Raw genomic sequence first — 23708 nt, 5'->3', positions numbered from 1 at the left:
GGAACGTCAGGCGCGCCTTGTCAGCGCGGAAAAAGCTGAATCAGAGGTGAATCGGCCAGCCGCTCCAGCACAAAATCTCGGTCCTTGTCCGCAAGCTGATTCCAGCCCGCCTGGGCGGCCCGGGCGCGGTAATCCCTGGCGGGTTGCGCGGAGCGGCGCAACTGCCACCAGCGGCGGCGGGGCTGAATGAAGGGGCGTGCGTCCGGCGCGGGGCGGTCGCTGGAAAAGGGCGCGCGCGGGGTCAGGCCCAGTGTGGCCAATGTGGATTGCGGATCCTGTGCGAGATCCTCGTATCGCAGGACGGCGCTGTTCTCATGGCGAATTGTCAACCGGTCATAGGCCAGTGCCTTGGCGGCCAGCATGTCGATGATCGTGTCATATTGGCGAGGCCCCAGACCGTCGCGCGGCAGGGTCAGCCAGGGCTGGCGGATAAAGCGCGAGAAATCGTCGGGAATATGCACCAGCCGGTGAAACGGATTACGGTGCATCGACGCCAGCCAACTGGCGGGGTGGCGGATCAGGATCAGCACCGCCGGGTCGCGGGGCAGGATGAATTCGCGGTAGAACCGTTCGTCCGGCGCCGCGTGTTTCCAGCCGCCGCTTTCGGGCAGTTGCACATAGTGCAGATGGTCGCCCACCGCCTCGCGCGCGGCCTTTCCGGCGATGCCTTCGGGGATATGGCCCCCGGGCGCGGTCGGGATCAGCTTGCCGCCCACGATAGGCGTGTTGGGGTAAAGGTGCAGATCGTAATGGTCGCGCAAAAGGGTTTCGAGAAAATTGGTTCCCGAATTGCGCTCGCCCAGCAGCTTGAGGCCGTTGGCGGCGGAAATCTTGCGGTTCAGGCCCTTCATGTACCCTGTCATGTGCCTCGTGCCGGATCGAATGACATGCCGCGCAGCTTTGCCATTCTGGCCCGCCGTGCAAGTCCAAAACGCAGGAAAGCCCGCCGATGGGGCGGGCTTTCGCAATGGAATGGCGTGGGGATCAGGCCAGCGAGTCGTCGATGCCCTTGCAGGCGTCAACAAGGCCCTGAACGGCCTTGACCGAAGTGTCGAACATTTCCTGCTCTTCCTTGTTGAGCTTGATGTTGACGATTTTTTCGATACCGCCGGCGCCGATCACGGTGGGGACGCCGACATACATGTCCTTTACACCCAGATCGCCGTCACAATATGCGGCGCAGGGCAGAACGCGCTTCTGGTCTTTCAGATAGGCTTCGGCCATTTCGATCGCCGAGGCGGCGGGCGCATAGAAGGCGGAGCCGGTTTTCAGCAGGCCCACGATCTCGGCGCCGCCATCGCGGGTGCGCTGGACCATGGCGTCCAGCTTTTCCTGTGTGGTCCAGCCCATTTCGATCAGGTCGGGCAGCGGGATGCCGGCAACGGTGGAATAGCGCACCGAGGGCACCATCGTGTCGCCATGACCACCCAGAACAAACGCCGTCACATCGCGCATGGACACGTTGAACTCTTCGGCCAGGAAGTGGCGGAAGCGGGCCGAATCAAGCACGCCGGCCATGCCGCAGACCTTGTTCGCGGGCAGGCCCGAGAATTTCTGAAGCGCCCACACCATCGCATCAAGCGGGTTGGTGATGCAGATCACGAACGCATCGGGGGCATGTTCCCGGATGCCCTCGCCCACGGATTTCATGACCTTGAGGTTGATGCCCAGCAGGTCGTCGCGGCTCATGCCGGGCTTGCGGGCGACACCGGCGGTGACGATGCAGACATCCGCGCCGGCGATGTCGGCATAATCGCTGGTGCCGGACATGGCGGCGTCGATTTTTTCGACGGGGCCGGATTCTGCGATGTCGAGCGCCTTGCCCTGGGGCAGGCCATCCGCGATGTCAAAGAGGACGACATCGCCCAGTTCCTTGAGTGCTGCGAGATGGGCGAGCGTGCCGCCGATGTTGCCTGCGCCGATGAGGGCAATCTTGGGTCTGGCCATTGGAAGGATCTCCGGTCCGATTGAAATATCGCGGTCGGCTTAGGGCGAAATTGGCGTTGACGCAAGTGTTCGCGGGCGCGGCGAAGCGATGCAGGAGGGTCGCGCGACGGGCATCTCACCTGTTGCCGCACCGTGCGGACGCGGCTACAACTTGCGTGACAGTTTCAATATTTCAGGAAGTAGAGACAATGAAACCTGCTCTCAAGGCGCTGATCGCGCTGACTTTGGTGGCCTTTACCGTGTCGGCCTGTGGCAATGGTGGAAACACGACCAACAACGTGACAACCACCACGCTGGGCCAGGAACTGGCGGACCTGGACAAGGCCTATGCGGCCGGGCTTTTGAACGAAAAGGAATACAAGGAACAGCGTGAAGCCTTGCTCAAGCAAAAGCGCTGAGGGCGTGATCCGGGGGTGAACCCCGATTGATTCTGTAGCCGTTCCCGCGCAGGGCGCGGCGGCGGGCGCGGAATTTTTGAATAATTCCGGCCCGGCAAGATCGGATTTTTCCGGCGCGTCAGGCGCCGTCGCCCCGGGGTGGCAAGGCCTCGGCCAGTGCCTCGAAGGCCTGGCCGCTTGCCACGAGGCAGGTTGACCCGTTTGGGAAAGTCACCGTGATTGTCCAGCTGCCCGAGCTGTCAGAGGCAAACAGCTCGACCACTGCGCCCTGCGCGCCAAGCCCGATGGCCCGCCGCGATTCGCCAAAACCTTCGGCGAGGCGCTGAACGACCATGTCGCGCGGGCCGCAATTGCGTGCGGTCTGCGCCTCGACAAGCTGTGCTGCCGACACCAGCAGGCCGAAGCCCATCGTCATGGTCAGGAGTTTCTGTTTCAATGTCATCGGTTCGTTCCTTTGGCTTGGGGCCTGATTGCGGGGCCGCATATGGGATGTGGTTCGAACGGCCCAAGGGGGCATGTCCGGCCGTACGCGATACGCAAATCCTGCCTGTCGATGCGCCAAAACAGGGTTAACGCGGCGCGCGGGGGGGCGCCGCCGGGCCGATATTCTGCGCTGCGGCAAATTCGGCCTTGAACTTTTGCGCAAAGAATGCCCATGTTTCGCGCAACAAAATTACGGAGAGATTCATGGACCCTCGTGCACGCCCCTATCGTTCTGTTCTGTATATCCCCGGCTCCAGGGAGCGGGCGCTGGACAAGGCCCGCAATCTGCCCGTGGATGCGATCATCTTTGACCTGGAAGACGCGGTGGCGGTCGAGGAAAAGGAAAAGGCGCGCGACACATTGAGCGCGGCGCTGGCGCAGGGGGGCTATGGCGACCGGGTTCGGATCGTGCGGATCAACGGGCTGGACACGGCATGGGGCGCGGCGGATGCCAGGGCGGCGGCCGCGATGGATTGTGATGCGGTGCTGCTGCCAAAGGTCGAAAGCGCCGCGCAGCTGGACGCGCTGGCCGCGCTGGTGGGGGACACGCCGCTTTGGGCGATGATGGAAACCCCGCGCGGCATGTTGAACGCGGCCGAGATCGCGGCGCATCCGCAGCTCAGGGGCATGGTGATGGGCACCAATGATCTGGCCAAGGAATTGCAGACCCGGTTCCGCCCGGACCGTTTGCCGATGATGGCGGGGCTGGGCCTGTGTCTGCTGGCGGCCAAGGCCGAAGGTGTGATTATCGTGGATGGTGTTTTCAACGCCTTCAAGGACGAGGACGGCCACCGCGCCGAATGTGATCAGGGCCGCGACATGGGATTTGATGGCAAGACCATCATTCATCCGGCCCAGATCGGGGTGGCCAACACGGCCTTTGCCCCCAGCGAGGCCGAGATCGACCTGGCGCGTCGTCAGATCGCCGCGTTTCAGGAGGTAGAGGCCAGCGGACAGGGCGTGGCCGTGGTGGATGGCAAGATCGTCGAGAACCTGCATGTCGTGACGGCGCGTGAAATTTTGGCAAAGGCGGATGCAATCGCCGCGCTTTCGGCATAAGGCTTTTCCCTGAAGCAAACAGGGGAGTTTGACATGACACTTTTGATCTTGGGTGTTCTGCTGTGGGTTGCGGGACATATGTGGAAACGGGCCTTGCCCGATATGCGTGCCCGCATGGGCAATGGCGGCAAGGGGGTATCGGCGCTGATCATCCTGGCGAGCGTGGTGGCGATGATCTATGGCTATCGCATGGCGCCGGTGGTGGACCTGTGGTATCCGCCGACATGGACCGTGCATGTCAACAACCTGCTGGTGCTGATCGCGATATTCCTGATGAGCCCGGCGCCGCGCAAGGGCAAGCTTTTCAACAACATGCGTCATCCGCAACTGGCGGGATTCCGGGCCTGGGCCTTTGCGCATCTGTTGGTGAACGGCGATCTGGCCTCGGTCATCTTGTTTGGCGGGCTGTTCGTGTGGGCGGTGGGCGAAGTGGCCGTGATCAACCGGGCCGAGCCGGACTGGACCCCGACCCAGACGGGCACGATTGCCAAGGATGGCATGTTCCTTGTGGCCTCGGTGGTGTTGTTGGCGGCGATCGGCTGGATCCACGCCTGGCTGGGCCCGTGGCCGTTTCCGGGGTGAGCGCGATGAAGCTGTACCGGTTCCTGTCCGAAGAGGACACATCGGCCTTTTGTCACAAGGTGACGGAGGCATTGAACAAGGGGTGGGCGCTTTATGGTTCGCCCACACAGACCTTCTGTCACAAGACCGGCGTGATGCGGTGCGGGCAGGCGGTGATCAAGGAGGTCGAGGGCAGCTATTCCCCCGACACGAAGCTGGGAGAGCATTAGATGGCCAAGACCAATCCGGGCCGGTTTTTCGAAGATTACAGGATGGGGCAGGTGATCGACCATGCCGTGCCCCGCACCGTGGGGCAGGGGGAGCGGGCGCTGTATCACGCGTTGTATCCCGCGCGCCATTCACTGTATTCTTCGGATGCATTTGCGCAGGCCTGCGGGCTGCCCGGATCGCCGCTGGATGATCTTGTGGCGTTTCATGTGGTGTTTGGCAAGACCGTGCCGGATGTGTCGCTGAATGCGGTGGCGAATCTGGGGTATGGCGAAGGCCGCTGGCTGAAGCCGGTCTATGCGGGCGATACGCTGCGGGCCACCTCCGAGGTGATCGGGCTGAAGCAGAATTCCAACGGCAGGACCGGGGTTGTGTATGTGCGCACGCGCGGCATGAATCAGCGCGGCGACGCGGTGATGGAATATGTGCGTTGGGTGATGGTGCGCAAGCGCGACGTGGATGCGCCCGCGCCGGACACCGTGGTGCCGGAGCTGTCGAGGGTGATCGATCCGTCCGATCTGGTGGTTCCCGAGGGGCTGGACTTCGGCAACTACGATTTCGCGCAGGCCGGCGAGCCACATGTTCTGGGCGATTACGAGGTTGGCGAGACCATCGACCATGTCGATGGCGTGACGCTGGAAGAGGCCGAGCACATGATGGCGACGCGGCTTTGGCAGAATACCGCCAAGGTGCATTTTGATGCCACTTTCCGCCCGGACGGGCAGCGGCTGATCTATGGCGGGCATATCATCTCGCTGGCCCGCGCGCTGAGTTTCAACGGGCTGGCCAATGCGCAGATGATCGTGGGGCTGAATGGTGGCGCCCATGCCAATCCGGCGTTTTCGGGGCTGACCGTCAAGGCGTGGTCCGAGGTTCTGGACAAGGCCGAAACGAAGGTGCCCGGTGTGGGCGCGATCCGCCTGCGGCTGGTGGCGACCAGGGGCGGCGCGCCGTTCGCGTTGCGTGGTGAAGATGGGAAGTACCTGCCCGATGTGCTGCTGGACCTTGATTACTGGGCATTGATGCCGGTCTGAGCAGATTGAGTATTTTGGGAACAATGAAAGGGCGGGCGCCGGTCCGCCTTTTTGTGTGCGGGGATGCGGGAATGTAGGGAAAATCCGTGCCATGTGGGGTAGTATCGGTGCATGTTGCGCCGATTTGCCTTGATCTGGGGGCTTTTGTGGCCCGTTGCCGCGCCTGCCTGCGACGTGGCGCTGGTGTTGGCTGTGGATGTATCGGGCAGTATCGACCCCTTGGAATTCAAGGTGCAGCAGACCGGGCTTGCGGCGGCGTTGCGCGATGGGGCGGTGGTGGACGCGCTGGTTACGGGCGAGGCTGCCGTTGCGATGCTGCAATGGACCGGAGAAGGCCGTCAGGCGTTAAGTGTGCCGTGGATGCGGGTGCGCAGCGGGGCCGAGGCCGAGCAGTTGGCACGGGCGGTTGAAGTGGCGCCGCGACGATGGGACATGTATTCCACCGCAATCGGCGACGCGATGGTGGCATCGCGCCAATTGTTCCGGGACGCGCCGGACTGTCGTCGCAGGATCGTTGATATTTCCAGCGACGGGATTTCCAACGAAGGCGGTGCCCCATCCGGAGCCAGGGCGATCCTGGCCGGGGCGGGAATCACCGTTAATGCGCTTGTGATCGAAACGGACGAGATCGACCTCACGGCGTATTTCCGGAAGAATGTGATCACAGGTGCGGGGGCTTTTGTCGTGACGGCGAACGGATTCGAGGACTACCCGGGGCGCATCCGGCAAAAACTGATCCGGGAATTGGCGGTGCAGGTTTCCGGGTTGGGGCCATGACATCGGGAAAGGCATGGATTTTCAGCCTATTCGCCTGTGAGCGCAAACATTCCGGGGCCGGGGTGATTCACCTGCCGGGCGCGGACCAGGGGCGCTTGCCAGCTGGATTCGGGCGAGTCGGCCTGGAAACGCGGGAGATGTGATCACGAATAAATTTCTGTGATCACAAAAGCGAAAAAATCTCTGCCATTGCGCCAAATAACCGCGCCTTTTAGGCTGCGCTCAAGGTGACAGACACGAAAAAAGCGTTAGTAAAGACGCAAGGGAAACCTGAAAGGATTCAGTATGGCTGATGCGAAACGGGTCGTGCGCCCACTTTCTCCTCACCTGACGATCTATCGCCCGCAGCTGACCTCGATCAGCTCGATCCTGACGCGGATCACCGGCAATGCGATGGTTGTCTCGGCAATGTTGATTGTCTGGTGGCTGGCCGCCGCCGCCAGCGGGCCGGAGTATTTCGAGGCCGTGAACGGCTTTGCCACGTCGTTTGCCGGGGATGTGCTGTTCAGCCTGTCGCTGTTGGGCATTTGGTATCACTACCTCGCCGGGCTGCGGCACCTGATCTTTGACGCCGGGCGCGGGCTGGACATTCCGACCGCCGAAAAGCTTGGCTGGGCCTGCGTCATCGGATCGGTCGTGCTGACCGTTCTGACCATGATCATCGTGTAGGGGGCAAGACAATGCGTTATCTGACCGACCGCAAGCGCGCCGAAGGGCGCGGCGCCGCCCATGCAGGAACCGAGCATCACTGGTACATGCAGGTCAGCGCCGTTGGCCTGGCCCTGATCATCCCGGTATTCCTTTACGTCTTTGGCCGCGCCCTGGGCAGCGGCTATGACGAGGTGATTGCGACCTTCAGCCGCCCGTTCCCGGCGATCCTGACGGCGTTGGTTCTGGTTTTCGGAATGCAGCATTTCGCGAAGGGTGCGCAGATGATGATCGAGGACTATTTCCGGAAATCGACCAAGAAAATCCTGATCATGTCGGTGATCATCCTGGGCTACGGCATAACCGCCGTAGGCTTGTTCGCGCTGGCAAAAATCGCGCTGTGAGGACCTGAGACATGGCTGAGTACGAATACGAAACGCATGAATATGATGTTGTGGTTGTGGGGGCCGGTGGCGCCGGGCTGCGCGCGACGCTGGGCATGGCCGAACAGGGGTTGCGCACCGCCTGCGTGACCAAGGTGTTCCCGACCCGGTCGCACACCGTGGCGGCGCAGGGCGGCATCGCCGCGTCGCTGGGCAACATGGGCCCGGACAGCTGGCAATGGCACATGTATGACACCGTCAAGGGCTCGGACTGGCTGGGCGACACGGATGCGATGGAATATCTCGCCCGTGAGGCACCCAAGGCCGTGTATGAGCTTGAACATTACGGCGTGCCGTTTTCGCGCACCGAGGAGGGCAAGATCTATCAGCGCCCGTTCGGTGGCCACACGACCGAATTCGGCGAAGGCCCGCCGGTACAGCGCACCTGTGCCGCCGCCGACCGGACCGGCCACGCGATCCTGCACACGCTGTATGGTCAGAGTCTGAAGCAGAAGGCCGAATTCTATGTCGAGTATTTCGCCATTGACCTGATCATGTCCGAGGACGGGCAATGCCAGGGCGTGGTGTGCTGGAAGCTGGACGACGGCACGATGCATGTGTTCAACGCCAAGATGGTGGTGCTGGCGACGGGCGGTTATGGCCGCGCCTATTTCAGCGCCACCTCGGCCCATACCTGTACTGGTGACGGCGGCGGCATGGTGGCCCGTGCGGGGCTGGCGCTTCAGGATATGGAATTCGTGCAGTTCCACCCGACCGGGATATACGGCTCGGGCTGTCTGATCACCGAAGGCGCGCGGGGAGAAGGCGGTTATCTGACCAATTCCGAGGGCGAACGGTTCATGGAGCGCTATGCGCCCAACTACAAGGATCTGGCGCCGCGCGACTATGTTTCGCGTTCGATGACCATGGAAATCCGCGAAGGCCGCGGTGTGGGCGAACATGGCGATCACATTCACCTGAACCTGAACCATCTGCCTGCCGAAGCCCTGGCCGAGCGCCTGCCGGGTATCTCGGAAAGCGCCAAGATTTTCGCCGGTGTGGACGTAACCAAAGAGCCGATCCCGGTTCTGCCGACGGTGCATTACAACATGGGCGGCATCCCGACCAATTATTGGGGCGAGGTGCTGAACCCGACAAAGGACGATCCGACCGCCGTGGTGCCGGGCCTGATGGCCGTGGGCGAGGCGGGCTGTGCAAGCGTGCATGGCGCCAACCGGCTTGGTTCGAACTCGTTGATCGACCTTGTGGTGTTTGGCCGCGCGGCGGCGATCCGCGCGGGCAAGGTGGTGAACCCCGAGGCCGCGAACCCGGTATTGAACCCTGCTTCGGTGGACAAGGCGTTTGACCGGTTCGACGGGTTGCGCCACGCCAGCGGCGGCGTGCCCACGGCGGATCTGCGCGATGAAATGCAGCGCACGATGCAATCGGACGCCGCCGTGTTCCGCACCGACAAGACGTTGAAGGAAGGCGTCGAGAAAATGACTGCGATCGCGGCCAAGCTGGACGATCTGCATGTCACCGACACGTCTCTGGTGTGGAACAGCGACTTGATGGAAACGCTGGAACTGACCAACCTGATGCCCAATGCGCTGGCCACGATCTATGGCGCAGAGGCGCGCAAGGAAAGCCGTGGCGCCCATGCGCACGAGGACTATGCCACGCGCGACGACGAAAAATGGCGGGTGCACACGGTTAGCCGGGTAGATGGCAACAAGGTCGAGCTGAGTTATCGTCCGGTTGTCACCGATCCGCTGACGACCGAGGATGAAGGCGGCATCAGCCTCAAGAAAATCGCGCCCAAGGCGCGGACGTTCTAAGGAGAAAGAGACATGGCTGAATTCAGACTCCCGAAGAACTCGCGCATCACCACGGGCAAGACATGGCCCAACCCCGAGGGCGCGACCAATGTGCGCAAGTTCCAGATCTATCGCTGGAACCCGGATGACGGCAAGAACCCGAGGGTGGACACGTATTTTGTCGATATGGACAAGTGCGGCCCGATGGTTCTGGACGCGCTGATCAAGATCAAGAACGAGATCGACCCGACGTTGACCTTCCGCCGGTCCTGCCGCGAGGGGATCTGTGGCTCTTGCGCGATGAATATCGACGGGATCAACACGCTGGCCTGTATCTATGGGCTGGACGAGATCAAGGGCGACGTTAAGATCTATCCGCTGCCCCACATGCCGGTGGTGAAAGACCTTATCCCGGACCTGAACCATTTTTATGCGCAACACGCCAGCATCATGCCGTGGCTGGAGACCAAGACCAACCGTCCCGCCAAGGAGTGGAAACAATCGATCGAGGACCGCAAGAAGCTGGACGGCCTGTATGAATGCGTGATGTGCGCAAGCTGCTCGACATCCTGCCCCAGCTACTGGTGGAATTCGGATCGCTATCTTGGGCCGGCGGCGCTGTTGCATGCCTATCGCTGGATCATCGACAGCCGTGACGAAGCCACGGGAGAGCGCCTGGACGATCTGGAAGACCCGTTCAAGCTGTATCGTTGCCACACGATCATGAACTGCGCCAAGACCTGTCCCAAGGGGCTGAACCCGGCCAAGGCGATTGCGGAGATCAAGAAGATGATGGTTGAACGCCACGTTTGATCGTTGGCGTGATGGATCTTACGGAGAGGCCCGCCCGGATCGGCGGGCCTTTTTGGGTTTGACCTGAGAGGTATTGAAAAATGCTGCAAGGTATCTCGGTTGGGAGGCGGAAATGACAGGCTCGGAAGACTTTTTCGCGGCGATGGTGCTGGCAACTCTGGCGGGACTGTCCGTGCCTGCCGGTGCCGCCCTGACTTGGGGTGTGCGCTGGTTGCCGGCGGATGAGGACCAGAGCCTGCGCCACTTTGTGACAGCCTTCGGGGGCGGGGCGCTGATGTCGGCCATTGCGCTGGTGCTGGTGCCCGAGGGCATCGACCGGCTGGCGCCCGGCTGGGCGCTGGCCTTGTTCGGTCTGGGGGGGCTTGCCTTTATGATCGTGGATCGCGCCCTGGCCAACCGGGGCACGCATCTGGCACAGTTTCTGGCGATGATGCTGGACTACCTGCCCGAGGCGATGGCGCTGGGCGCGCTGCTGGCGGCGGATCGGGGCGTGGCGGTGTTGATGGCGGCGATGATTGCCTTGCAGAACCTGCCCGAGGGGTTCAACGCCTTTCGCGAAATGCGCGACAACGGCATGGCCGCGCGCCGGGTGATTGTGCTGTTTCTGTTGATGGTGCCGGTAGGGCCGTTGGCAGCGGGGTTCGGCATGGTGGTGTTGAGCGGGCAACAGGCGGCTCTGGGCGCCGTGATGATGTTTTCGTCTGGCGGCATTCTGTACCTGCTGTTTCAGGACGTCGCCCCGCAAGTGCCCCTGGCGCGCCACTGGTCGCCGCCCTTTGGCGCGGTGGCCGGGTTCATGCTGGGGCTGGCCGGGCATCTGGCGACGATGTGACGCTGCGGAAATCTGCAATTATTGCATGGCGTTATTGCAATATTGACGGGTGAAACCGGCGACTGCCCCGCCTATGTTCGCAGCAGGGAGGAGGTCTGACACCGACAAACGGAGAGCATCTCATGTCGACCTCACAGAATGCCGCGCCCGAAAATGTTGCCGAGCGTGCGCTGGAACTGTTGGAACAGGCCTATGCCTATTACACACCGCCGCTGAAGGCCGTTGCCAGGGGGCAGGCCGCGCCGGCGAGCGAGACCTATTACGAATACGTCAAGGCCGCGTAAGGCAGAGCGCCCCGTTTTCCGGGGCGCCTTTGACATTACGCAAGGTTGTTCTTGGTCCTTGCCCAGCGTCTGGGTAGCCTCTTCTCAAGGGAGGTGTGCTCATGTCGGATGTGATCATTATCGGGGCCGGTCTGGCCGGGCTGGTGGCGGCGGCCGAGGCGGTGTCGCGCGGACGCAGCGTGCTGCTTCTGGATCAGGAAGGCGAACAATCGCTTGGCGGGCAGGCGTTCTGGTCGCTGGGTGGGCTGTTCATGGTGGACACGCCAGAGCAGCGCCGCATGGGCATTCGCGACAGCCATGATCTGGCGCTGTCCGACTGGATGGGATCGGCACAGTTCGACCGTCCCGAGGACGAGAACCCGCGCAAGGTGGCGCAGGCCTATGTGGCGTTTGCCGCCGAAGAAATGCGCCCCTGGCTGGCGGAACGCGGGTTACGCTGGTTTCCCGTGGTCGGCTGGGCCGAGCGGGGGGGCGCATTGGCCCACGGGCACGGCAATTCCGTGCCCCGGTTTCACATCACATGGGGCACCGGGCCGGGGGTTGTGGCGCCGTTTGAACGGCTGGTGCGCCAGGCGGCGGAGGCGGGCAAGCTGCGTTTTGCATTTCGCCACCGTGTTACCGGGCTGATTACGGAAAATGGCGCGGTTTCAGGTATTTATGGCAAAGTTCTGGCACCGGATGCGGCAGAACGCGGACGCCCGACCAACCGCGACGAGGTGGGCGATTTCGAATATCACGCAGGGGCGGTGATTGTCACAACCGGTGGCATTGGCGGGGATCACGACATGGTGCGCCGTTATTGGCCCGAGGACCGGCTGGGCAAGGCCCCGGCGCGGATGGTGGCGGGGGTGCCCGATTATGTGGACGGCCAGATGCAGCGCGTGGCCGAAGACGCCGGCGCGGCGGTGATCAATGGCGACCGGATGTGGCACTATACCGAGGGGCTGGCCAACTGGGATCCGATCTGGCCCAATCACGGGATACGTATCCTGCCCGGCCCGTCCTCGATGTGGTTCGACGCGCTGGGCGAGCGGATGGAGGCGCCGTATCTGCCGGGGTTTGACAGCCTGGGCACGCTGAAACGCATCCTGTCCACGGGGCACGAGCACAGCTGGTTCATCCTGACGCAAAAGATCATCGAAAAGGAATTCGCGCTGAGCGGATCCGAGCAGAACCCGGATCTGACCAGCGGTCAGTGGGCGCAGGTGTTGAAGGCGCGGATAGTGGGCAAGGGTGCCCCGGCCCCGGTGGAGGCATTCAAGCGGGAAGGCGCGGATTTTGTGGTGGCTGACAACCTGCCCGAGCTTGTGTCCGGAATGAACGCGCTGACACCGGAGACCCCTATGGAGTTTGACCGGCTCCTGGCGCAGATCAGGGCGCGCGACGCCCAGATCGACAATCCGTTCTCCAAGGATGCCCAGATCACCGCGATCCGGGGGGCACGGAGTTATCGTGGTGACAGGTTGATCCGGACGGCGAAACCGCACCGCATTCTGGACCCGGCCAATGGCCCGCTGATCGCGGTGCGCCTGAACATCCTGACCCGAAAATCGCTGGGCGGGCTGCATACGGATCCGGGCGGACAGGTGCTGCGCGCCGATGGCAGCGCCTTTGAGGGATTGTTCGCGGCCGGCGAAGTCGCCGGGTTCGGCGGCGGCGGCTATCACGGCTATAACGCGCTGGAAGGCACGTTCCTGGGTGGCTGCATCTTTTCGGGCCGCGCCGCGGGGCGATCTGTTTCCTGAGTGTAACCTTTTGAAAAATATGGAGAACACAAGTTTTTTGGGCGGCGGCGAAAAAAAGGCTTGATTGGAATCGGTTTCCGCCCGATATGGCGGGACAAGACGCCAACGCACGCGCCTCTGTCGTAAGGGACGCCCCCAAGTTACGCAGCGACGGTAACGTCTCCCTTTGAATTTTGACCGGTGACGGTCAGGTCTTTTGGAGATGACCAATGTACGCTTACGCAACCGGGGCATTTGCGCCCGAAATCGGCTCCCGTTCCCTCTCGCGCGCCGAAACCTTCATCCTGGAAAACCGGTTTGAGCGGCCAACCCTGGTCATGGATACGTATGCCGTGGCCCGCCAATACGGCGCGCTCAAGGCCGGTCTGGGCCGGGCGGCAATCCACTATGCGGTCAAGGCCAACCCGGCGCCGGGCATCCTGAAGACGCTGGTGAAACTGGGCAGTCGTTTTGACGCTGCCAGCCGCGCCGAGATCGAGATGTGCCTCGCCGCCGGGGCGGCGCCCGCGCATATTTCCTTTGGCAACACTGTGAAAAAGCCCGCCGACATCGCCTTTGCCTATGGCGCCGGGGTGGAACTGTTCGCGGTGGACGCCGAGGAAGAACTGGAAAAGCTTGCCACCCATGCGCCCGGTGCCAAGGTTTATGTCCGCCTGATCGTCGAGGCGACCGAAGCCGATTGGCCGCTGACCCGCAAATTCGGCTGTGCGCCGTGCAAGGCCGTGTCGCTGATGGACCATGCCGCTTCGCTGGGCCTGCGGCCTGTCGGTGTCTCGTTTCATGTTGGGTCTCAGACCCGGCGTGCCGCGATGTGGGCACCGATCCTGGATCAGGTGGCAGACGTTTGGGCCAGGGCAAAGGCGGCCGGGCATGATCTGTCGGTGCTGAATATCGGCGGTGGGTTCCCGGCGTTTTATGGCGAGGCTGTTCAGGGCGCAACGTCGTATGCCGCTGAGGTCATGGGGCAAATCGGTGCGCGTTTTGGCGAGGTCGCGCATGTGATGGCCGAACCGGGGCGCGGCCTGGTGGCCGAATGCGGCGCGATTTCGGCCGAGGTTCTTCTGGTCAGCCGAAAGTCTGACAACGACCTGCACCGCTGGGTCTACCTGGATATCGGGAAATTCTCCGGGCTGGCCGAGACCATGGACGAGGCGATCCGCTATCAGTTCCTGACCGAGCGGGACGATGAAGGCACCGGTGCCTGTATCCTTGCCGGGCCGTCTTGCGACAGCGTGGACGTGCTCTACGAGAAACAGCCGGTTCAGCTGCCGCTGGGCCTGAAGGCGGGCGATCGGATCGTGATCCGAAATTGCGGCGCCTATACCTCGACCTACGCCACGATCGGCTTCAACGGCTTTCCGCCGCTGGATGTGATCGTCATCTAACGCTTGCCATCCTCGGGGGGGACGGGTTCATTCGGGGGACTTCTGCAAAAAGGGAGCTCCCGAATGGCCCACATTCCGGACGACGCCGCAAAACGCCGCGCCATCAAGCCGGTGATCTGTTATCCCAACAATACCCTGCCCGCGCCGCCCATGGCCCTGTACCGCGCGGCCCGCGACAGCGCGCGCAAGGTCGACGAGGCGATTGTGCCCGCGCGCGACGCCCGGTGTTTCCCGGTCCCGGCAGGCCATTTCTTTCGCATCACCTCGATCGAAGGCCCCCAGGTGGGGGACCTGAACCTGTGGCACGCCGCAAACCTGAACGAGCGGTTCTATTCGGGCAAGACGCGCGCGCTGCATGGCACCCATCTGACAACGGGGATGCGCCTGTGGTCATCCTTTCCCTATCTCAGGCCGATGGCGACGATTCTGGAGGATACGCTGGAATGGTATGGAAAAGATGAATGGGGCGGGGCGGTGCATGATGTGATCGGGACACGCTGCGATCCCTATACCGGCAACCTGCTGTCAGGCAGCCAGTATCACCATTGCTGCCATTCCAACCTGACCCGCGCCCTGGTCGATCATACCGGGCTGCAACCGGACCAGGCCGAGCGGCAGGTGCACGATGTGCTGAACGTATTCATGTGCACGGGATTCACCCGTGACACAGGCCAGTATTTCATGAAGGCCAGCCCGGTGCGCCCCGGCGACTACCTTGAATTCTTTGCTGAAATCGATCTCCTGGGGAGCCTGAGCGCCTGCCCGGGCGGGGATTGCTCCTCTGAACACAGCTCGGATACGGCGGCGTGCTTTCCCTTGTTGGTGGAAATATTCCAACCGGCAGCCGGGGTCTTGAAGGGCTGGACGCCGCCGCCGCTCAACGGATATGACGGCAGCCACGGGATCGCGTGATCGCCGCTTGCGCCCCCCTTCCGGCGGGTTCGGCGATAATCAGCCGAATCAGGGGCAATCGCCTTGGTTGATTGGCCATTTGACGATCGGCACCACGTCGGTACTGCGTCGGTAATCCGTCAGTATCGGACAGCGCACAGCGCGCAGTTAATCCACCGCACGTCCTCTCTTCATTTTGCCAAAAATACTCGGATAAGGCGCGCCGCGCGCGCCGTCGCCCCGGGTCTGCTTGCAGGCCCGGGGCCTGGCCCAACCGATGGCGGGGCAGCTTGCTGGCCCGGTCAGCGGGCGGGAGCACCTGCCTCGCGGACAAAATGCAACCGGTCGAAGGTGGCGCGCCACGCCGCGGTGTCGCCGGCCAGGCTTTCGGGGGCGTCGCTGCGCAGCGCGCCCGCAATGCGCGCCGCCAGCTCGGGCGCATGATCCGCACGCATACCCCAGCGGACCAACTCGGGTGTGCCGATACGCAACCCGTTCATGTCGCCCTCAACCGGATCAACCGGCAGGCCGATGCCGCAAGCCAGAAAACCCGCCCTGCGCAGGGTCCTGGACGCCGCCTGTCCGCCGCCATAGGGTGCCGCCAGCACCGCGAACTGGTGTGACCGGGTGGGACCGGCATGGGTTGTGAACACCGGAAGACCCTCGGCTTGCAATGCCATGGCAAGGGTCATGCTCAGGTCGATCATCGCTTTTGCATAGGCGGCGCCACAATCGCGCCAGTCCAGCATGGTCATGGCCAGCGCCGCCGATTTGGCGGCGTCGAAATTGGCTGTCATGCCGGGAAAGGCAATGGCGTCCAGCCGTTGCGCAATGTCGGCCTCGTTCGTGACGATCAGGCCCGAGGGCGGTCCGCCCAGCGACTTATAGGTGCTCATCGTCATCAGATGCGCGCCCTCGGCCAGCGGGTTCTTCCACGCCTTGCCCGCGATCATGCCGCATTGATGGGCCGCGTCAAACAGCACATGCGCCCCCACCTTGTCGGCAATCGCGCGGATTTCGGCCACGGGATGTTCCAGCAGGTTCAGCGAACCGCCGATGGTGATCAGCTTCGGCTTCACTTTCTGGGCCAGCGCGGCAAGCCCGTCGAGATCGACGGTATAACCATCGGCATTCACCGGGGCCGGATGGCTGACCAGCCCGAAAAGCCCGGCACAGCCTGCCGCATGATGGGTGACATGGCCCCCCACCTCTGCCGGCGGTGCGATGATCGCATCGCCCGGTCTGCACAGCGCCATGAAGCCGTACAAATTGGCGATTGCGCCCGAAGGCACACGGATTTCGGCATATTTCGCGTCAAAGACCTCGGCGCAAAGCTGGGCGGCGATGACCTCGATTTCCTCGATCGCCTCCAGCCCCATTTCGTATTTGTCGCCGGGATAGCCCAACGAGGGGCGTGACCCGAGACCAGAGGCCAGCAGCGCCTCGGCGGCCGGATTCATCACATTGGTCGCCGGGTTGAGATTGAAACAGTCGCGTTCATGGATCTGGCGGTTTTGCGCTGTCAGGTCGGTGATCCGGGCCGCGATGGCACCGCTCTGGTCGCGGGCGGTCTGCTTCGCGACGCTCTGGATCAGGGTTTCGCTGGGTGCGGGCACCCAGGGACGGGGGGCGAGGTGGGGCATTTCGATCTCCGTTGAGGCATTCGCGTGCATTGGACCCGAGAATGGATCCGGGACGCAAACCAGAATAGGTGATATACAGGCATAGAATTACTGGGGGTATTCCGATGGCGATACATCCTCCCCGGCCCAAGGGGCCGCCGATGACGGCCTTGCGCGCCTTTGAAGCGGCGGCGCGGCTGGGTGGTTTTGCGCGCGCGGCTGACGAGCTTTGCGTCACACCCGGGGCGGTTGCGCAACAGGTCAAGGCGCTGGAGGAATGGTGTGGTGCCGCCTTGTTTGAGAGGCGCGCGCAGGGCGTGGTGCTGAGCTGGGTCGGGGTCCGGGTACTTCCGGGGCTGACCGGGGCGTTTGACGCGCTTGGCGCCGCGGTGGGCGAGTTGCGCCAGGCTGCGCTGCCCGGGCGGCTGCACGTGGCGGCGTTGCCGGCGGTGGCGCAATTGTGGCTCTCCCCCAGACTGCCGGCCATTCGCGCCGCGCTGCCGGATTTGGAAATATCGGTTTCGGCCCTGGAGCAGCCTCCGAACATGGCGCGCGAGCCGTTTGACATGACGGTTTTTTATGGGGATGGGGCGGGGCTTGGGATCGCACGGGACGTGATTTTCCCGGTCTGTGCGCCACAACTGGCCGGGCAGCTTGAGACAGTGGAGGATCTGGCGGCGGTCCCGTGCCTGTCGGATGCGGTCTGGGCGCAGGACTGGCCGATCTGGCTTGCAGAGGCAGGCGCGGAGGTTCAGGTGTCCGGGCCGGTCTATTCGCTATACGCGTTGGCCGTGGAAGAGGCTTTGCACGGCGCGGGCGTGTTGATCGGGCATGGCGCGCTTGTGTCGCGGCATCTGGACAGCGGAGCGTTGGTCGCGCCTTTTGGCACGCGCGCCGAATTGCCACGTTGGCTGGAGATCGGCGTGAGGGACGGCGCGCTGTCGCCGCCCCTGAGAGCGCTGTCGCGGCTACTGGCCGGAAAAAGCAGCCTCTAGGGCGATTTCGACCATGTCGCCAAAGGTTTTCTCGCGATCTTCGGCTGGCAGGGCCTCGTGCGTGATCAGGTGGTCGGAGACCGTGAGCACCGCCAATGCGCGCCGGCCATGGCGGGCGGCGAGATTGTAAAGCTCGGCCGCCTCCATTTCCACGCCCAGGATACCGTGGCGGATCATCTGTTCGTTCAGGTCCGGGCGTTCGTCATAGAACACGTCCGAGGAATAGATGCCGCCCACATGGGTAGGGGTGCCGCGCGCGGTGGCGGCATCGGCGGCGGCGCGCAAGAGGTTGTAATCGGCGCAGGGCGCAAAGTTGATGTCCCTGAAGATACCGCGCGACGGGGTTGACAGCGACGTGGCGGTCATGGCGATGATCACGTCGCGCACGTTCACGCTGGTCTGCATTCCGCCGCAGGATCCGATGCGGATCAGGGTCTGGGCGTTATATGAGGTAATCAACTCGTTTACGTAGATCGACAGCGACGGCATGCCCATGCCCGAGCCATGGATGGTGACGCGGTGGCCGTTCCAGGTGCCGGTAAAACCCAGCATCCCGCGCACCTTGTTGACGCATTCCACGTCCTTGAGAAAAGTTTGCGCGGCCCATTTCGCCCGGTAGGGATCGCCGGGCAAGAGGACGGTTTCGGCGATCTGGCCCGGTTCGGCCCCGATATGGATGGTCATGGCTATTCCCTCGTGCAACAGGCTGTGAATTGGCGGTTAGATGACGCCAATGGGGGGCGGGGCGCAAGGGGGTAGCGGCGTCAGGGACGGATTTCGAAGGATGTGAGGGCCGGATCCGGCGCGGCCTTGCGGGCCTGTACATCGCGCACCGAGGCGGCAGCAGGGCCGGACCACAGATCGCCCAGCATGGTTTCCACCTGCGCCTGTTCGCCCTGCACATGGGCCGAGACAGAGCCGGTGGCGTCGTTCTGCACCCAGCCGGTCAGGCCGAGCGTGCGGGCGCGCGACCGTGTCCAGGCGCGAAAGGCCACGCCCTGGACGCGGCCGGTGATCTTGGCGGTAAAGGCGGTTTGGGGCATCGGATGTGTCTCCTGCCCCAACTGTGACGCAAGCCCCGAGTCGGGGCAAGCGGATCAGATTTCCATCTGGTCGGGGGCGATTCCGGCGGCCAGAGCCTCGTCAAACCATTTCGGTTTGCGCCCTTTGCCCGTCCAGGTTTTGGAGGCATCGTCCGGATGGGCGTATTTGGGCAAACCCTTGACCAGCGCACCGCGGCGTTTGCCGGCAACCTGTGCAATCTCGTCAATCGAAAAGCCGAATTTCCCGGCGGCTTCTTTTACCGCCTTCAGCGCGTTTTCCCTGCGCTCTGTTTCCAGCTTGGCCAGTTGCACATCAATCCTGGCTTTCAATTCGACCAATTCCTTTTCGGTCAATCCTTTCAGGTCCATCGTCTATTCCTTTTGTCGCGCCTTCAATTCAATAGGTGTTTTCAATAATTGCGGGCTGCAAAACAAGGTTGATTTTGTGTCAGCTTTATTCCGGGCGGCGCAAAAAAACCCCTCTTGCAGGCAAGAGAGGCTTTTTGCGGGTGTTGCGATGCCAGTTGGCGTTTTTATTGGGCGGCGACGGCGCGTGGATCGGCAAGGGCAACGATATCGCGCATGATGGTATTCAGTTCGAAATCCTTGGGTGTATAAACGCGGGCCACGCCCATGGCGCGCAGGCGTTCGGCATCGTCGTCGGGGATAATGCCGCCGACGATGACGGGTGTGTCGGTCAGGCCCGCCGCCCGCATGCGCTGCATCAGGTCTTCGATCAGGGGAATGTGGCTGCCTGACAGGATCGACAGGCCGACCACATGCGCCTGGTCCCGGATGGCCTTGGCGACGATTTCCTCGGGGGTGAGGCGGATGCCGTCATAGGTGATGTCCATGCCGCAATCGCGCGCGCGAAAGGCGATCTGTTCGGCGCCGTTGGAATGGCCGTCAAGACCGGGCTTGCCGATCACGAATTTCAGGCGGCGGCCCAGCGTATCGGACACCGCATCCACCGCGTCGCGGATGTCGTCCAGCCCTTCGGTCTTGTTGGAGGGCGCTGCGGATACGCCGGTGGGACCACGGTATTCGCCATGCACGGCGCGCATCTGTGCGGCCCATTCGCCGGTGGTGACGCCCGCCCTTGCGGCGGCTATCGAGGCGGGCATGACGTTTTGCCCCGACTGGGCGGCGGCGCGCAGATCGGCCAGGGCCTTTTGCACGGCGGCGTTGTCGCGTGCGGCGCGCCAGGCGTTCAGGCGATCGATCTGTTCCTGTTCCACGGCCGGGTCCACCACCATGATGCCGCCATCACCGGTCATCAGTGGCGAAACCTCGCCCTGTTGGTATTTGTTCACCCCCACCACCACGGTTTCCCCGGCTTCGATCCGGTTGAGCCGCGCGGCGTTGGATTCCACAAGACGGGATTTCATATAGTCGATGGCCGAAATGGCGCCCCCCATGCTGTCAAGATTGGCCAGTTCGTGGCGCGCGCCCTCTTTCAGTTCGGCCACTTTGCGGTCAACGGCGGGATTGCCGTCAAACAGGTCGTCATATTCCAGAAGATCGGTTTCATAGGCCATGATCTGTTGCATCCGCATCGACCATTGCTGGTCCCAGGGGCGGGGCAGGCCAAGCGCCTCGTTCCAGGCGGGCAATTGCACGGCGCGGGCGCGGGCCTTTTTCGAAAGGGTCACGGCCAGCATTTCGATCAGGATGCGGTAGACGTTGTTTTCGGGCTGCTGTTCGGTCAGGCCCAGCGAATTGACCTGAACGCCATAGCGGAAGCGGCGGTATTTCGGATTGTCCACGCCATAGCGGGTTTCCAGGATTTCATCCCAGAGATCGACAAAGGCGCGCATCTTGCACATTTCGGTGACGAAACGGATGCCGGCGTTGACGAAAAAGGAAATGCGCCCCGCAAGGGCGGGGAAATCCTCGGCCGGGACGCGGGGTTTGAGCGCATCGAGCACGGCAACCGCGGTGGCCAGCGCAAAGGCAAGCTCTTGTTCGGGTGTCGCGCCGGCCTCTTGCAGGTGATAGGAACACACATTCATCGGGTTCCATTTGGGCACGTTGGTATAGCAATACTCGGCCACGTCCGCGATCATCCGGAGCGAGGGGGCGGGCGGACAGATATAGGTGCCGCGCGACAGATATTCCTTGATCAGGTCGTTCTGGACGGTGCCCTGCAATCTGGAGACATCGGCGCCCTGTTCTTCGGCGGTGGCGATATAAAGCGCCAGAAGCCAGGGGGCGGTGGCGTTGATCGTCATCGAGGTGTTCATCTGTTCCAGCGGGATCTGGTCGAACAGGGTGCGCATGTCGCCCAGGTGGCAGACCGGCACGCCAACCTTGCCGACCTCGCCACGCGAAAGCACGTGATCGCTGTCATAACCGGTTTGGGTGGGCAGGTCGAAGGCCACGGAAAGCCCGGTTTGCCCCTTGTCCAGATTCGACCGGTACAACGCGTTGGATGCCTTGGCGGTGGAATGGCCGGCATAGGTTCGGATCAGCCACGGACGATCGGCCTGGCGATCGGACTTTTGATCATGTCGATCGGCCTGGCGATCGGACTTTTGATCATGCCGATCGGCCTGGCGATCGGACTTTTGAGCCTGGCGGTCTTTCTGCGTGTGCGACATGGGGCGACCTCGTGAATCGTTTGGGCAATATTATTGCGTCAGAGCGTAGATATGCGAAATATCATGTGCAAGTCAATTCGCTGCGTTGCGGCAATCACAGCCTGACGGGCATACCATCTTTGTTGCGCTTGAGAAGCCGAAGATGTGACGCAGGGGGCCAAGATGTTCGGTTTCGCCCGCGACAAAGCCTTCACGCTCATATAATGCGCGTGCGCGCGGGTTGGTGTCGATCACATCAAGCCGGACACCGGACAGGCCCAGATCGACCGCCTCCCGTTTGATGGCGCGCAACAGCATCGTGCCCACGCCAAGCCCGCGCGCGGCGGGCGCGACAAAAATACCGTCCATCAGAAGCGTATCGGTGACGGTGTCGCGTTCAAGAAGCGACAGGGCCGTGCCGCGCCACAGGGCCCCCGCCCAGCCATAGATGTGCGCCATGTCGCGCAGGCCACCGTCAACGAGCGCGCCCGAGGCGGTCTTGAACCCGGCGACCCCCAGCAGGGTGCCGTCAGCGTCGCGGGCGCAAAGCGCAAATTGGGGGTCGAGCACTGAGGCAATGAACGTCAGCGCGTGGTGTTCGGGGCGCATGACCGGGCCAAGCTTGCCGGAAAAAGCCTGCCAGTACAGCCCGGCGACCTGTGGGCGTTCGGCCTCGGTAAAGCCCGGAGAGATGGTCACGGTGCGCATCAATGATCCTTTGCGGTGCAGTTTGATATTTACCTTGCGCGCGCGCATTGCAAGAGTTGGCCATGGGCAGCACCATCGAACTTCCCCTCTGGCTTTTTATCCTGATCCTGCTGTTCGCGGCGGTGACGGCGGCCAGCCATCTGTTGTTCCCGTCGGTGCGCTGGTTCTTCCGGCGCCGGATGGAAAAGGCGGTGGCGCAGCTGAACATGCGGCTGGAGCGCCCGATCGAACCGTTCAGGCTGGCCCGGCGCTATGACATGATCCAGCGGCTGATCTATCAGCCGGACGTGGCGCAGGCGGTGGCGGATCGCGCGGCGGAACAGGGCATTCCGGAAAACGTCGCCTTTGAAGAGGCCAAACGCTATGCCCGCGAGATCGTGCCGTCCTTTTCCGCTTCGGCTTATTTCGGGGTCGCGATCCGGGTTGCCAGGCTGTTGAGCACCGCGCTGTACCGGGTGCGGCTGGCGCATTTCGACGAATCGGGCATCAGCAATATTCCGAAGGATGCGACGGTGGTCTTCGTGATGAACCACCGATCCAACATGGACTACGTGCTGGTGACCTATCTGGCGGCGGAACGTTCGGCGCTGGCCTATGCGGTGGGCGAATGGGCGCGGGTCTGGCCGCTGAGCCGGCTGATCAAGGCGATGGGGGCCTATTTCATCCGGCGCAAATCGCGCAATGCGCTGTACCGCAAGGTTCTGGCGGCCTATGTGCGGCTGGCCACGCAGGGCGGGGTGACGCAGGCGATGTTCCTCGAAGGCCGGCTGAGCCTGGACGGGGCGCCGCAGGAGCCCAGGAAAGGGTTGCTGAAATACATCACCGACGGGTTCGATCCAGAGGCGCGCGACGTGGTGTTCGTGCCGGTGGCGCTGAATTACGACCGGGTGCTGGAGGACCGCATCCTGCTGGAGGCGCTGGCACGGGGCGGCAAGGGGTTCCGGGCGCGCATCAGCGTGATCGGGGGGTTCTTTCTGAAACAACTGTGGTTGCGGCTGCGGGGCAGGTTTCACCGGTTCGGCTATGCGGCGGTGAGTTTCGGGCGCCCGCTGTCGCTGAAGGCGTTCGGCGCGCATCACGCGGGCGAGGTGGCCGGACCGCTGGCCGAAGAGCTGATGCATCGGATCAACGCGGTGGTGCCGGTGCTGCCGGTGCCTTTGGTGGCGGCGATCATCGAAGACGCCGCCGAGCCGCTGTCGCGCGCATCTATCGAGGCGCAATTCGCCACCTGGGCCGTCAAGCTGGATGCCACCCATGTGCACATGCCGCGCGACGATCTGAGCTATGCGGTGGAGGTCGGGCTGCGCATGTTGGCGCAGCGACGTATCGTCACCAAGGCGGAGGGCTGTTTCTCGGTCAATCCCCAGGAAAGGCCCGCGCTGGCCTTCTATGCAAATTCGATCCGGCATCTGCTGATGTGACCGTGCAGGCGCAGCGGAAATTTCTGCGCCTGCTGGGTCATAAAATTACAAAAAT

General features: G+C 62.9%; 26 protein-coding genes. 17 read left to right on the top strand and 9 right to left on the bottom strand.

The window, feature by feature from the left end; genetic code table 11:
- Window positions 1-20 precede the first annotated feature (20 nt).
- Window positions 21-851, bottom strand: a complete 831-nt coding sequence (locus tag I3253_RS07500) for a hypothetical protein (protein WP_232272123.1) — start codon at window positions 849-851, stop codon at window positions 21-23.
- A gap of 133 nt (window positions 852-984) precedes the next feature.
- Window positions 985-1947 carry a malate dehydrogenase gene (mdh, locus tag I3253_RS07495; RefSeq protein WP_197917038.1) on the bottom strand — a complete coding sequence of 321 codons (963 nt, stop codon included), beginning with the start codon at window positions 1945-1947 and terminating at the stop codon, window positions 985-987.
- Between the two features lie 188 nt (window positions 1948-2135).
- Here mdh and I3253_RS07490 point away from each other — a divergent pair, with 188 nt between their 5' ends.
- Entirely contained in the window at window positions 2136-2345 is a 210-nt protein-coding gene (locus I3253_RS07490) for a hypothetical protein (RefSeq protein ID WP_197917037.1), read from the top strand.
- Between the two features lie 118 nt (window positions 2346-2463).
- On the opposite strand, the gene I3253_RS07485 is transcribed toward I3253_RS07490, so the two are convergent.
- Window positions 2464-2754, bottom strand: coding sequence for a hypothetical protein (locus I3253_RS07485; protein WP_408647798.1), 291 nt, complete (start codon window positions 2752-2754; stop codon window positions 2464-2466).
- A gap of 278 nt (window positions 2755-3032) precedes the next feature.
- Between I3253_RS07485 and I3253_RS07480 the strand changes: the two genes are divergently transcribed.
- From I3253_RS07480 to I3253_RS07415, 14 genes are all read left to right on the top strand, one after another.
- Complete coding sequence (locus I3253_RS07480) at window positions 3033-3887, top strand: HpcH/HpaI aldolase/citrate lyase family protein (protein ID WP_197917036.1); 855 nt, start codon at window positions 3033-3035, stop codon at window positions 3885-3887.
- A gap of 33 nt (window positions 3888-3920) precedes the next feature.
- Window positions 3921-4469, top strand: coding sequence for an NnrU family protein (locus I3253_RS07475; protein ID WP_197917035.1), 549 nt, complete (start codon window positions 3921-3923; stop codon window positions 4467-4469).
- A gap of 5 nt (window positions 4470-4474) precedes the next feature.
- Window positions 4475-4678: a DUF1737 domain-containing protein gene (locus tag I3253_RS07470; protein WP_197917034.1), complete on the top strand. Its 204-nt coding sequence runs from the start codon at window positions 4475-4477 to the stop codon at window positions 4676-4678.
- On the top strand, window positions 4679-5710 hold the full coding sequence (locus tag I3253_RS07465; protein WP_197917033.1) for a MaoC family dehydratase: 1032 nt from the start codon (window positions 4679-4681) through the stop codon (window positions 5708-5710).
- Window positions 5711-5821: 111 nt separating this feature from the next.
- On the top strand, window positions 5822-6487 hold the full coding sequence (locus I3253_RS07460) for a DUF1194 domain-containing protein (RefSeq protein ID WP_197917032.1): 666 nt from the start codon (window positions 5822-5824) through the stop codon (window positions 6485-6487).
- Window positions 6488-6772: 285 nt separating this feature from the next.
- Window positions 6773-7156, top strand: a complete 384-nt coding sequence (gene sdhC / locus I3253_RS07455) for a succinate dehydrogenase, cytochrome b556 subunit (protein WP_197917031.1) — start codon at window positions 6773-6775, stop codon at window positions 7154-7156.
- Window positions 7157-7167: 11 nt separating this feature from the next.
- Window positions 7168-7539 carry a succinate dehydrogenase, hydrophobic membrane anchor protein gene (gene sdhD / locus I3253_RS07450; protein ID WP_197917030.1) on the top strand — a complete coding sequence of 124 codons (372 nt, stop codon included), beginning with the start codon at window positions 7168-7170 and terminating at the stop codon, window positions 7537-7539.
- Between the two features lie 11 nt (window positions 7540-7550).
- Entirely contained in the window at window positions 7551-9356 is a 1806-nt protein-coding gene (gene sdhA / locus I3253_RS07445; protein WP_197917029.1) for a succinate dehydrogenase flavoprotein subunit, read from the top strand.
- Window positions 9357-9368: 12 nt separating this feature from the next.
- The gene (locus I3253_RS07440) at window positions 9369-10148 is read left to right on the top strand and encodes a succinate dehydrogenase iron-sulfur subunit (protein WP_197917028.1); all 780 of its coding nucleotides are present in this window, start codon (window positions 9369-9371) and stop codon (window positions 10146-10148) included.
- A gap of 112 nt (window positions 10149-10260) precedes the next feature.
- Window positions 10261-10980: a ZIP family metal transporter gene (locus tag I3253_RS07435; protein ID WP_197917027.1), complete on the top strand. Its 720-nt coding sequence runs from the start codon at window positions 10261-10263 to the stop codon at window positions 10978-10980.
- 122 nt (window positions 10981-11102) lie between these two features.
- Window positions 11103-11264, top strand: coding sequence for a hypothetical protein (locus I3253_RS07430; protein ID WP_197917026.1), 162 nt, complete (start codon window positions 11103-11105; stop codon window positions 11262-11264).
- A gap of 101 nt (window positions 11265-11365) precedes the next feature.
- Complete coding sequence (locus I3253_RS07425) at window positions 11366-13009, top strand: FAD-binding dehydrogenase (protein ID WP_197917025.1); 1644 nt, start codon at window positions 11366-11368, stop codon at window positions 13007-13009.
- A gap of 209 nt (window positions 13010-13218) precedes the next feature.
- Window positions 13219-14394: a type III PLP-dependent enzyme gene (locus I3253_RS07420; RefSeq protein WP_197917024.1), complete on the top strand. Its 1176-nt coding sequence runs from the start codon at window positions 13219-13221 to the stop codon at window positions 14392-14394.
- Window positions 14395-14457: 63 nt separating this feature from the next.
- Window positions 14458-15306, top strand: coding sequence for an urea carboxylase-associated family protein (locus I3253_RS07415; RefSeq protein ID WP_197917023.1), 849 nt, complete (start codon window positions 14458-14460; stop codon window positions 15304-15306).
- A gap of 281 nt (window positions 15307-15587) precedes the next feature.
- Here I3253_RS07415 and I3253_RS07410 read toward each other — a convergent pair whose 3' ends face one another.
- Window positions 15588-16928: a serine hydroxymethyltransferase gene (locus I3253_RS07410; protein WP_197917022.1), complete on the bottom strand. Its 1341-nt coding sequence runs from the start codon at window positions 16926-16928 to the stop codon at window positions 15588-15590.
- A gap of 140 nt (window positions 16929-17068) precedes the next feature.
- On the opposite strand from I3253_RS07410, the gene I3253_RS07405 reads away from it, so the two are divergent.
- Entirely contained in the window at window positions 17069-17902 is an 834-nt protein-coding gene (locus I3253_RS07405) for a LysR family transcriptional regulator (protein ID WP_232236861.1), read from the top strand.
- Here the strand turns inward: I3253_RS07405 and deoD are convergent.
- From deoD to I3253_RS07380, 5 genes are all read right to left on the bottom strand, one after another.
- Window positions 17876-18586: a purine-nucleoside phosphorylase gene (gene deoD / locus I3253_RS07400; protein ID WP_197917020.1), complete on the bottom strand. Its 711-nt coding sequence runs from the start codon at window positions 18584-18586 to the stop codon at window positions 17876-17878. The genes I3253_RS07405 and deoD overlap by 27 nt on opposite strands.
- 80 nt (window positions 18587-18666) lie before the next feature.
- Window positions 18667-18945: an acylphosphatase gene (locus tag I3253_RS07395; protein ID WP_197917019.1), complete on the bottom strand. Its 279-nt coding sequence runs from the start codon at window positions 18943-18945 to the stop codon at window positions 18667-18669.
- 54 nt (window positions 18946-18999) lie between these two features.
- Complete coding sequence (locus tag I3253_RS07390; RefSeq protein ID WP_197917018.1) at window positions 19000-19314, bottom strand: H-NS histone family protein; 315 nt, start codon at window positions 19312-19314, stop codon at window positions 19000-19002.
- A 164-nt stretch (window positions 19315-19478) separates the two neighbouring features.
- Window positions 19479-21545, bottom strand: a complete 2067-nt coding sequence (locus I3253_RS07385; RefSeq protein WP_197917017.1) for a protein meaA — start codon at window positions 21543-21545, stop codon at window positions 19479-19481.
- A gap of 72 nt (window positions 21546-21617) precedes the next feature.
- Window positions 21618-22232 (bottom strand): GNAT family N-acetyltransferase, encoded by a 615-nt coding sequence (locus tag I3253_RS07380; RefSeq protein WP_197917016.1) that lies wholly within the window; start codon window positions 22230-22232, stop codon window positions 21618-21620.
- A gap of 62 nt (window positions 22233-22294) precedes the next feature.
- Here I3253_RS07380 and I3253_RS07375 point away from each other — a divergent pair, with 62 nt between their 5' ends.
- Window positions 22295-23653, top strand: coding sequence for a 1-acyl-sn-glycerol-3-phosphate acyltransferase (locus tag I3253_RS07375; protein ID WP_197917015.1), 1359 nt, complete (start codon window positions 22295-22297; stop codon window positions 23651-23653).
- Window positions 23654-23708: the final 55 nt, after the last annotated feature.

The organism is Thiosulfatihalobacter marinus (assembly GCF_016019955.1).
GTDB classification, from domain to species: Bacteria; Pseudomonadota; Alphaproteobacteria; order Rhodobacterales; family Rhodobacteraceae; genus Shimia; species Shimia marinus_A.
Note: the sequence above shows the minus strand (reverse complement) of the source record. Positions and strands in the feature narration are given on the sequence as shown.

What these genes read in the sequence shown, in the direction of transcription:
- I3253_RS07435 (WP_197917027.1), top strand. Translation starts at nt 10,261, where the DNA reads ATGACAGGCTCGGAAGACTTTTTCGCGGCGATGGTGCTGGCAACTCTG.
- sdhA (WP_197917029.1), top strand. Translation starts at nt 7,551, where the DNA reads ATGGCTGAGTACGAATACGAAACGCATGAATATGATGTTGTGGTTGTG.
- I3253_RS07490 (WP_197917037.1), top strand. Translation starts at nt 2,136, where the DNA reads ATGAAACCTGCTCTCAAGGCGCTGATCGCGCTGACTTTGGTGGCCTTT.
- I3253_RS07430 (WP_197917026.1), top strand. Translation starts at nt 11,103, where the DNA reads ATGTCGACCTCACAGAATGCCGCGCCCGAAAATGTTGCCGAGCGTGCG.
- I3253_RS07390 (WP_197917018.1), bottom strand. Translation starts at nt 19,314, where the DNA reads ATGGACCTGAAAGGATTGACCGAAAAGGAATTGGTCGAATTGAAAGCC.
- I3253_RS07395 (WP_197917019.1), bottom strand. Translation starts at nt 18,945, where the DNA reads ATGCCCCAAACCGCCTTTACCGCCAAGATCACCGGCCGCGTCCAGGGC.
- I3253_RS07500 (WP_232272123.1), bottom strand. Translation starts at nt 851, where the DNA reads ATGAAGGGCCTGAACCGCAAGATTTCCGCCGCCAACGGCCTCAAGCTG.
- I3253_RS07485 (WP_408647798.1), bottom strand. Translation starts at nt 2,754, where the DNA reads ATGGGCTTCGGCCTGCTGGTGTCGGCAGCACAGCTTGTCGAGGCGCAG.
- I3253_RS07470 (WP_197917034.1), top strand. Translation starts at nt 4,475, where the DNA reads ATGAAGCTGTACCGGTTCCTGTCCGAAGAGGACACATCGGCCTTTTGT.
- I3253_RS07420 (WP_197917024.1), top strand. Translation starts at nt 13,219, where the DNA reads ATGTACGCTTACGCAACCGGGGCATTTGCGCCCGAAATCGGCTCCCGT.
- sdhD (WP_197917030.1), top strand. Translation starts at nt 7,168, where the DNA reads ATGCGTTATCTGACCGACCGCAAGCGCGCCGAAGGGCGCGGCGCCGCC.
- I3253_RS07425 (WP_197917025.1), top strand. Translation starts at nt 11,366, where the DNA reads ATGTCGGATGTGATCATTATCGGGGCCGGTCTGGCCGGGCTGGTGGCG.
- I3253_RS07465 (WP_197917033.1), top strand. Translation starts at nt 4,679, where the DNA reads ATGGCCAAGACCAATCCGGGCCGGTTTTTCGAAGATTACAGGATGGGG.
- I3253_RS07440 (WP_197917028.1), top strand. Translation starts at nt 9,369, where the DNA reads ATGGCTGAATTCAGACTCCCGAAGAACTCGCGCATCACCACGGGCAAG.
- I3253_RS07385 (WP_197917017.1), bottom strand. Translation starts at nt 21,545, where the DNA reads ATGTCGCACACGCAGAAAGACCGCCAGGCTCAAAAGTCCGATCGCCAG.
- I3253_RS07415 (WP_197917023.1), top strand. Translation starts at nt 14,458, where the DNA reads ATGGCCCACATTCCGGACGACGCCGCAAAACGCCGCGCCATCAAGCCG.
- mdh (WP_197917038.1), bottom strand. Translation starts at nt 1,947, where the DNA reads ATGGCCAGACCCAAGATTGCCCTCATCGGCGCAGGCAACATCGGCGGC.
- I3253_RS07410 (WP_197917022.1), bottom strand. Translation starts at nt 16,928, where the DNA reads ATGCCCCACCTCGCCCCCCGTCCCTGGGTGCCCGCACCCAGCGAAACC.
- I3253_RS07475 (WP_197917035.1), top strand. Translation starts at nt 3,921, where the DNA reads ATGACACTTTTGATCTTGGGTGTTCTGCTGTGGGTTGCGGGACATATG.
- I3253_RS07405 (WP_232236861.1), top strand. Translation starts at nt 17,069, where the DNA reads ATGACGGCCTTGCGCGCCTTTGAAGCGGCGGCGCGGCTGGGTGGTTTT.
- I3253_RS07480 (WP_197917036.1), top strand. Translation starts at nt 3,033, where the DNA reads ATGGACCCTCGTGCACGCCCCTATCGTTCTGTTCTGTATATCCCCGGC.
- I3253_RS07460 (WP_197917032.1), top strand. Translation starts at nt 5,822, where the DNA reads ATGTTGCGCCGATTTGCCTTGATCTGGGGGCTTTTGTGGCCCGTTGCC.
- deoD (WP_197917020.1), bottom strand. Translation starts at nt 18,586, where the DNA reads ATGACCATCCATATCGGGGCCGAACCGGGCCAGATCGCCGAAACCGTC.
- sdhC (WP_197917031.1), top strand. Translation starts at nt 6,773, where the DNA reads ATGGCTGATGCGAAACGGGTCGTGCGCCCACTTTCTCCTCACCTGACG.
- I3253_RS07375 (WP_197917015.1), top strand. Translation starts at nt 22,295, where the DNA reads ATGGGCAGCACCATCGAACTTCCCCTCTGGCTTTTTATCCTGATCCTG.
- I3253_RS07380 (WP_197917016.1), bottom strand. Translation starts at nt 22,232, where the DNA reads ATGCGCACCGTGACCATCTCTCCGGGCTTTACCGAGGCCGAACGCCCA.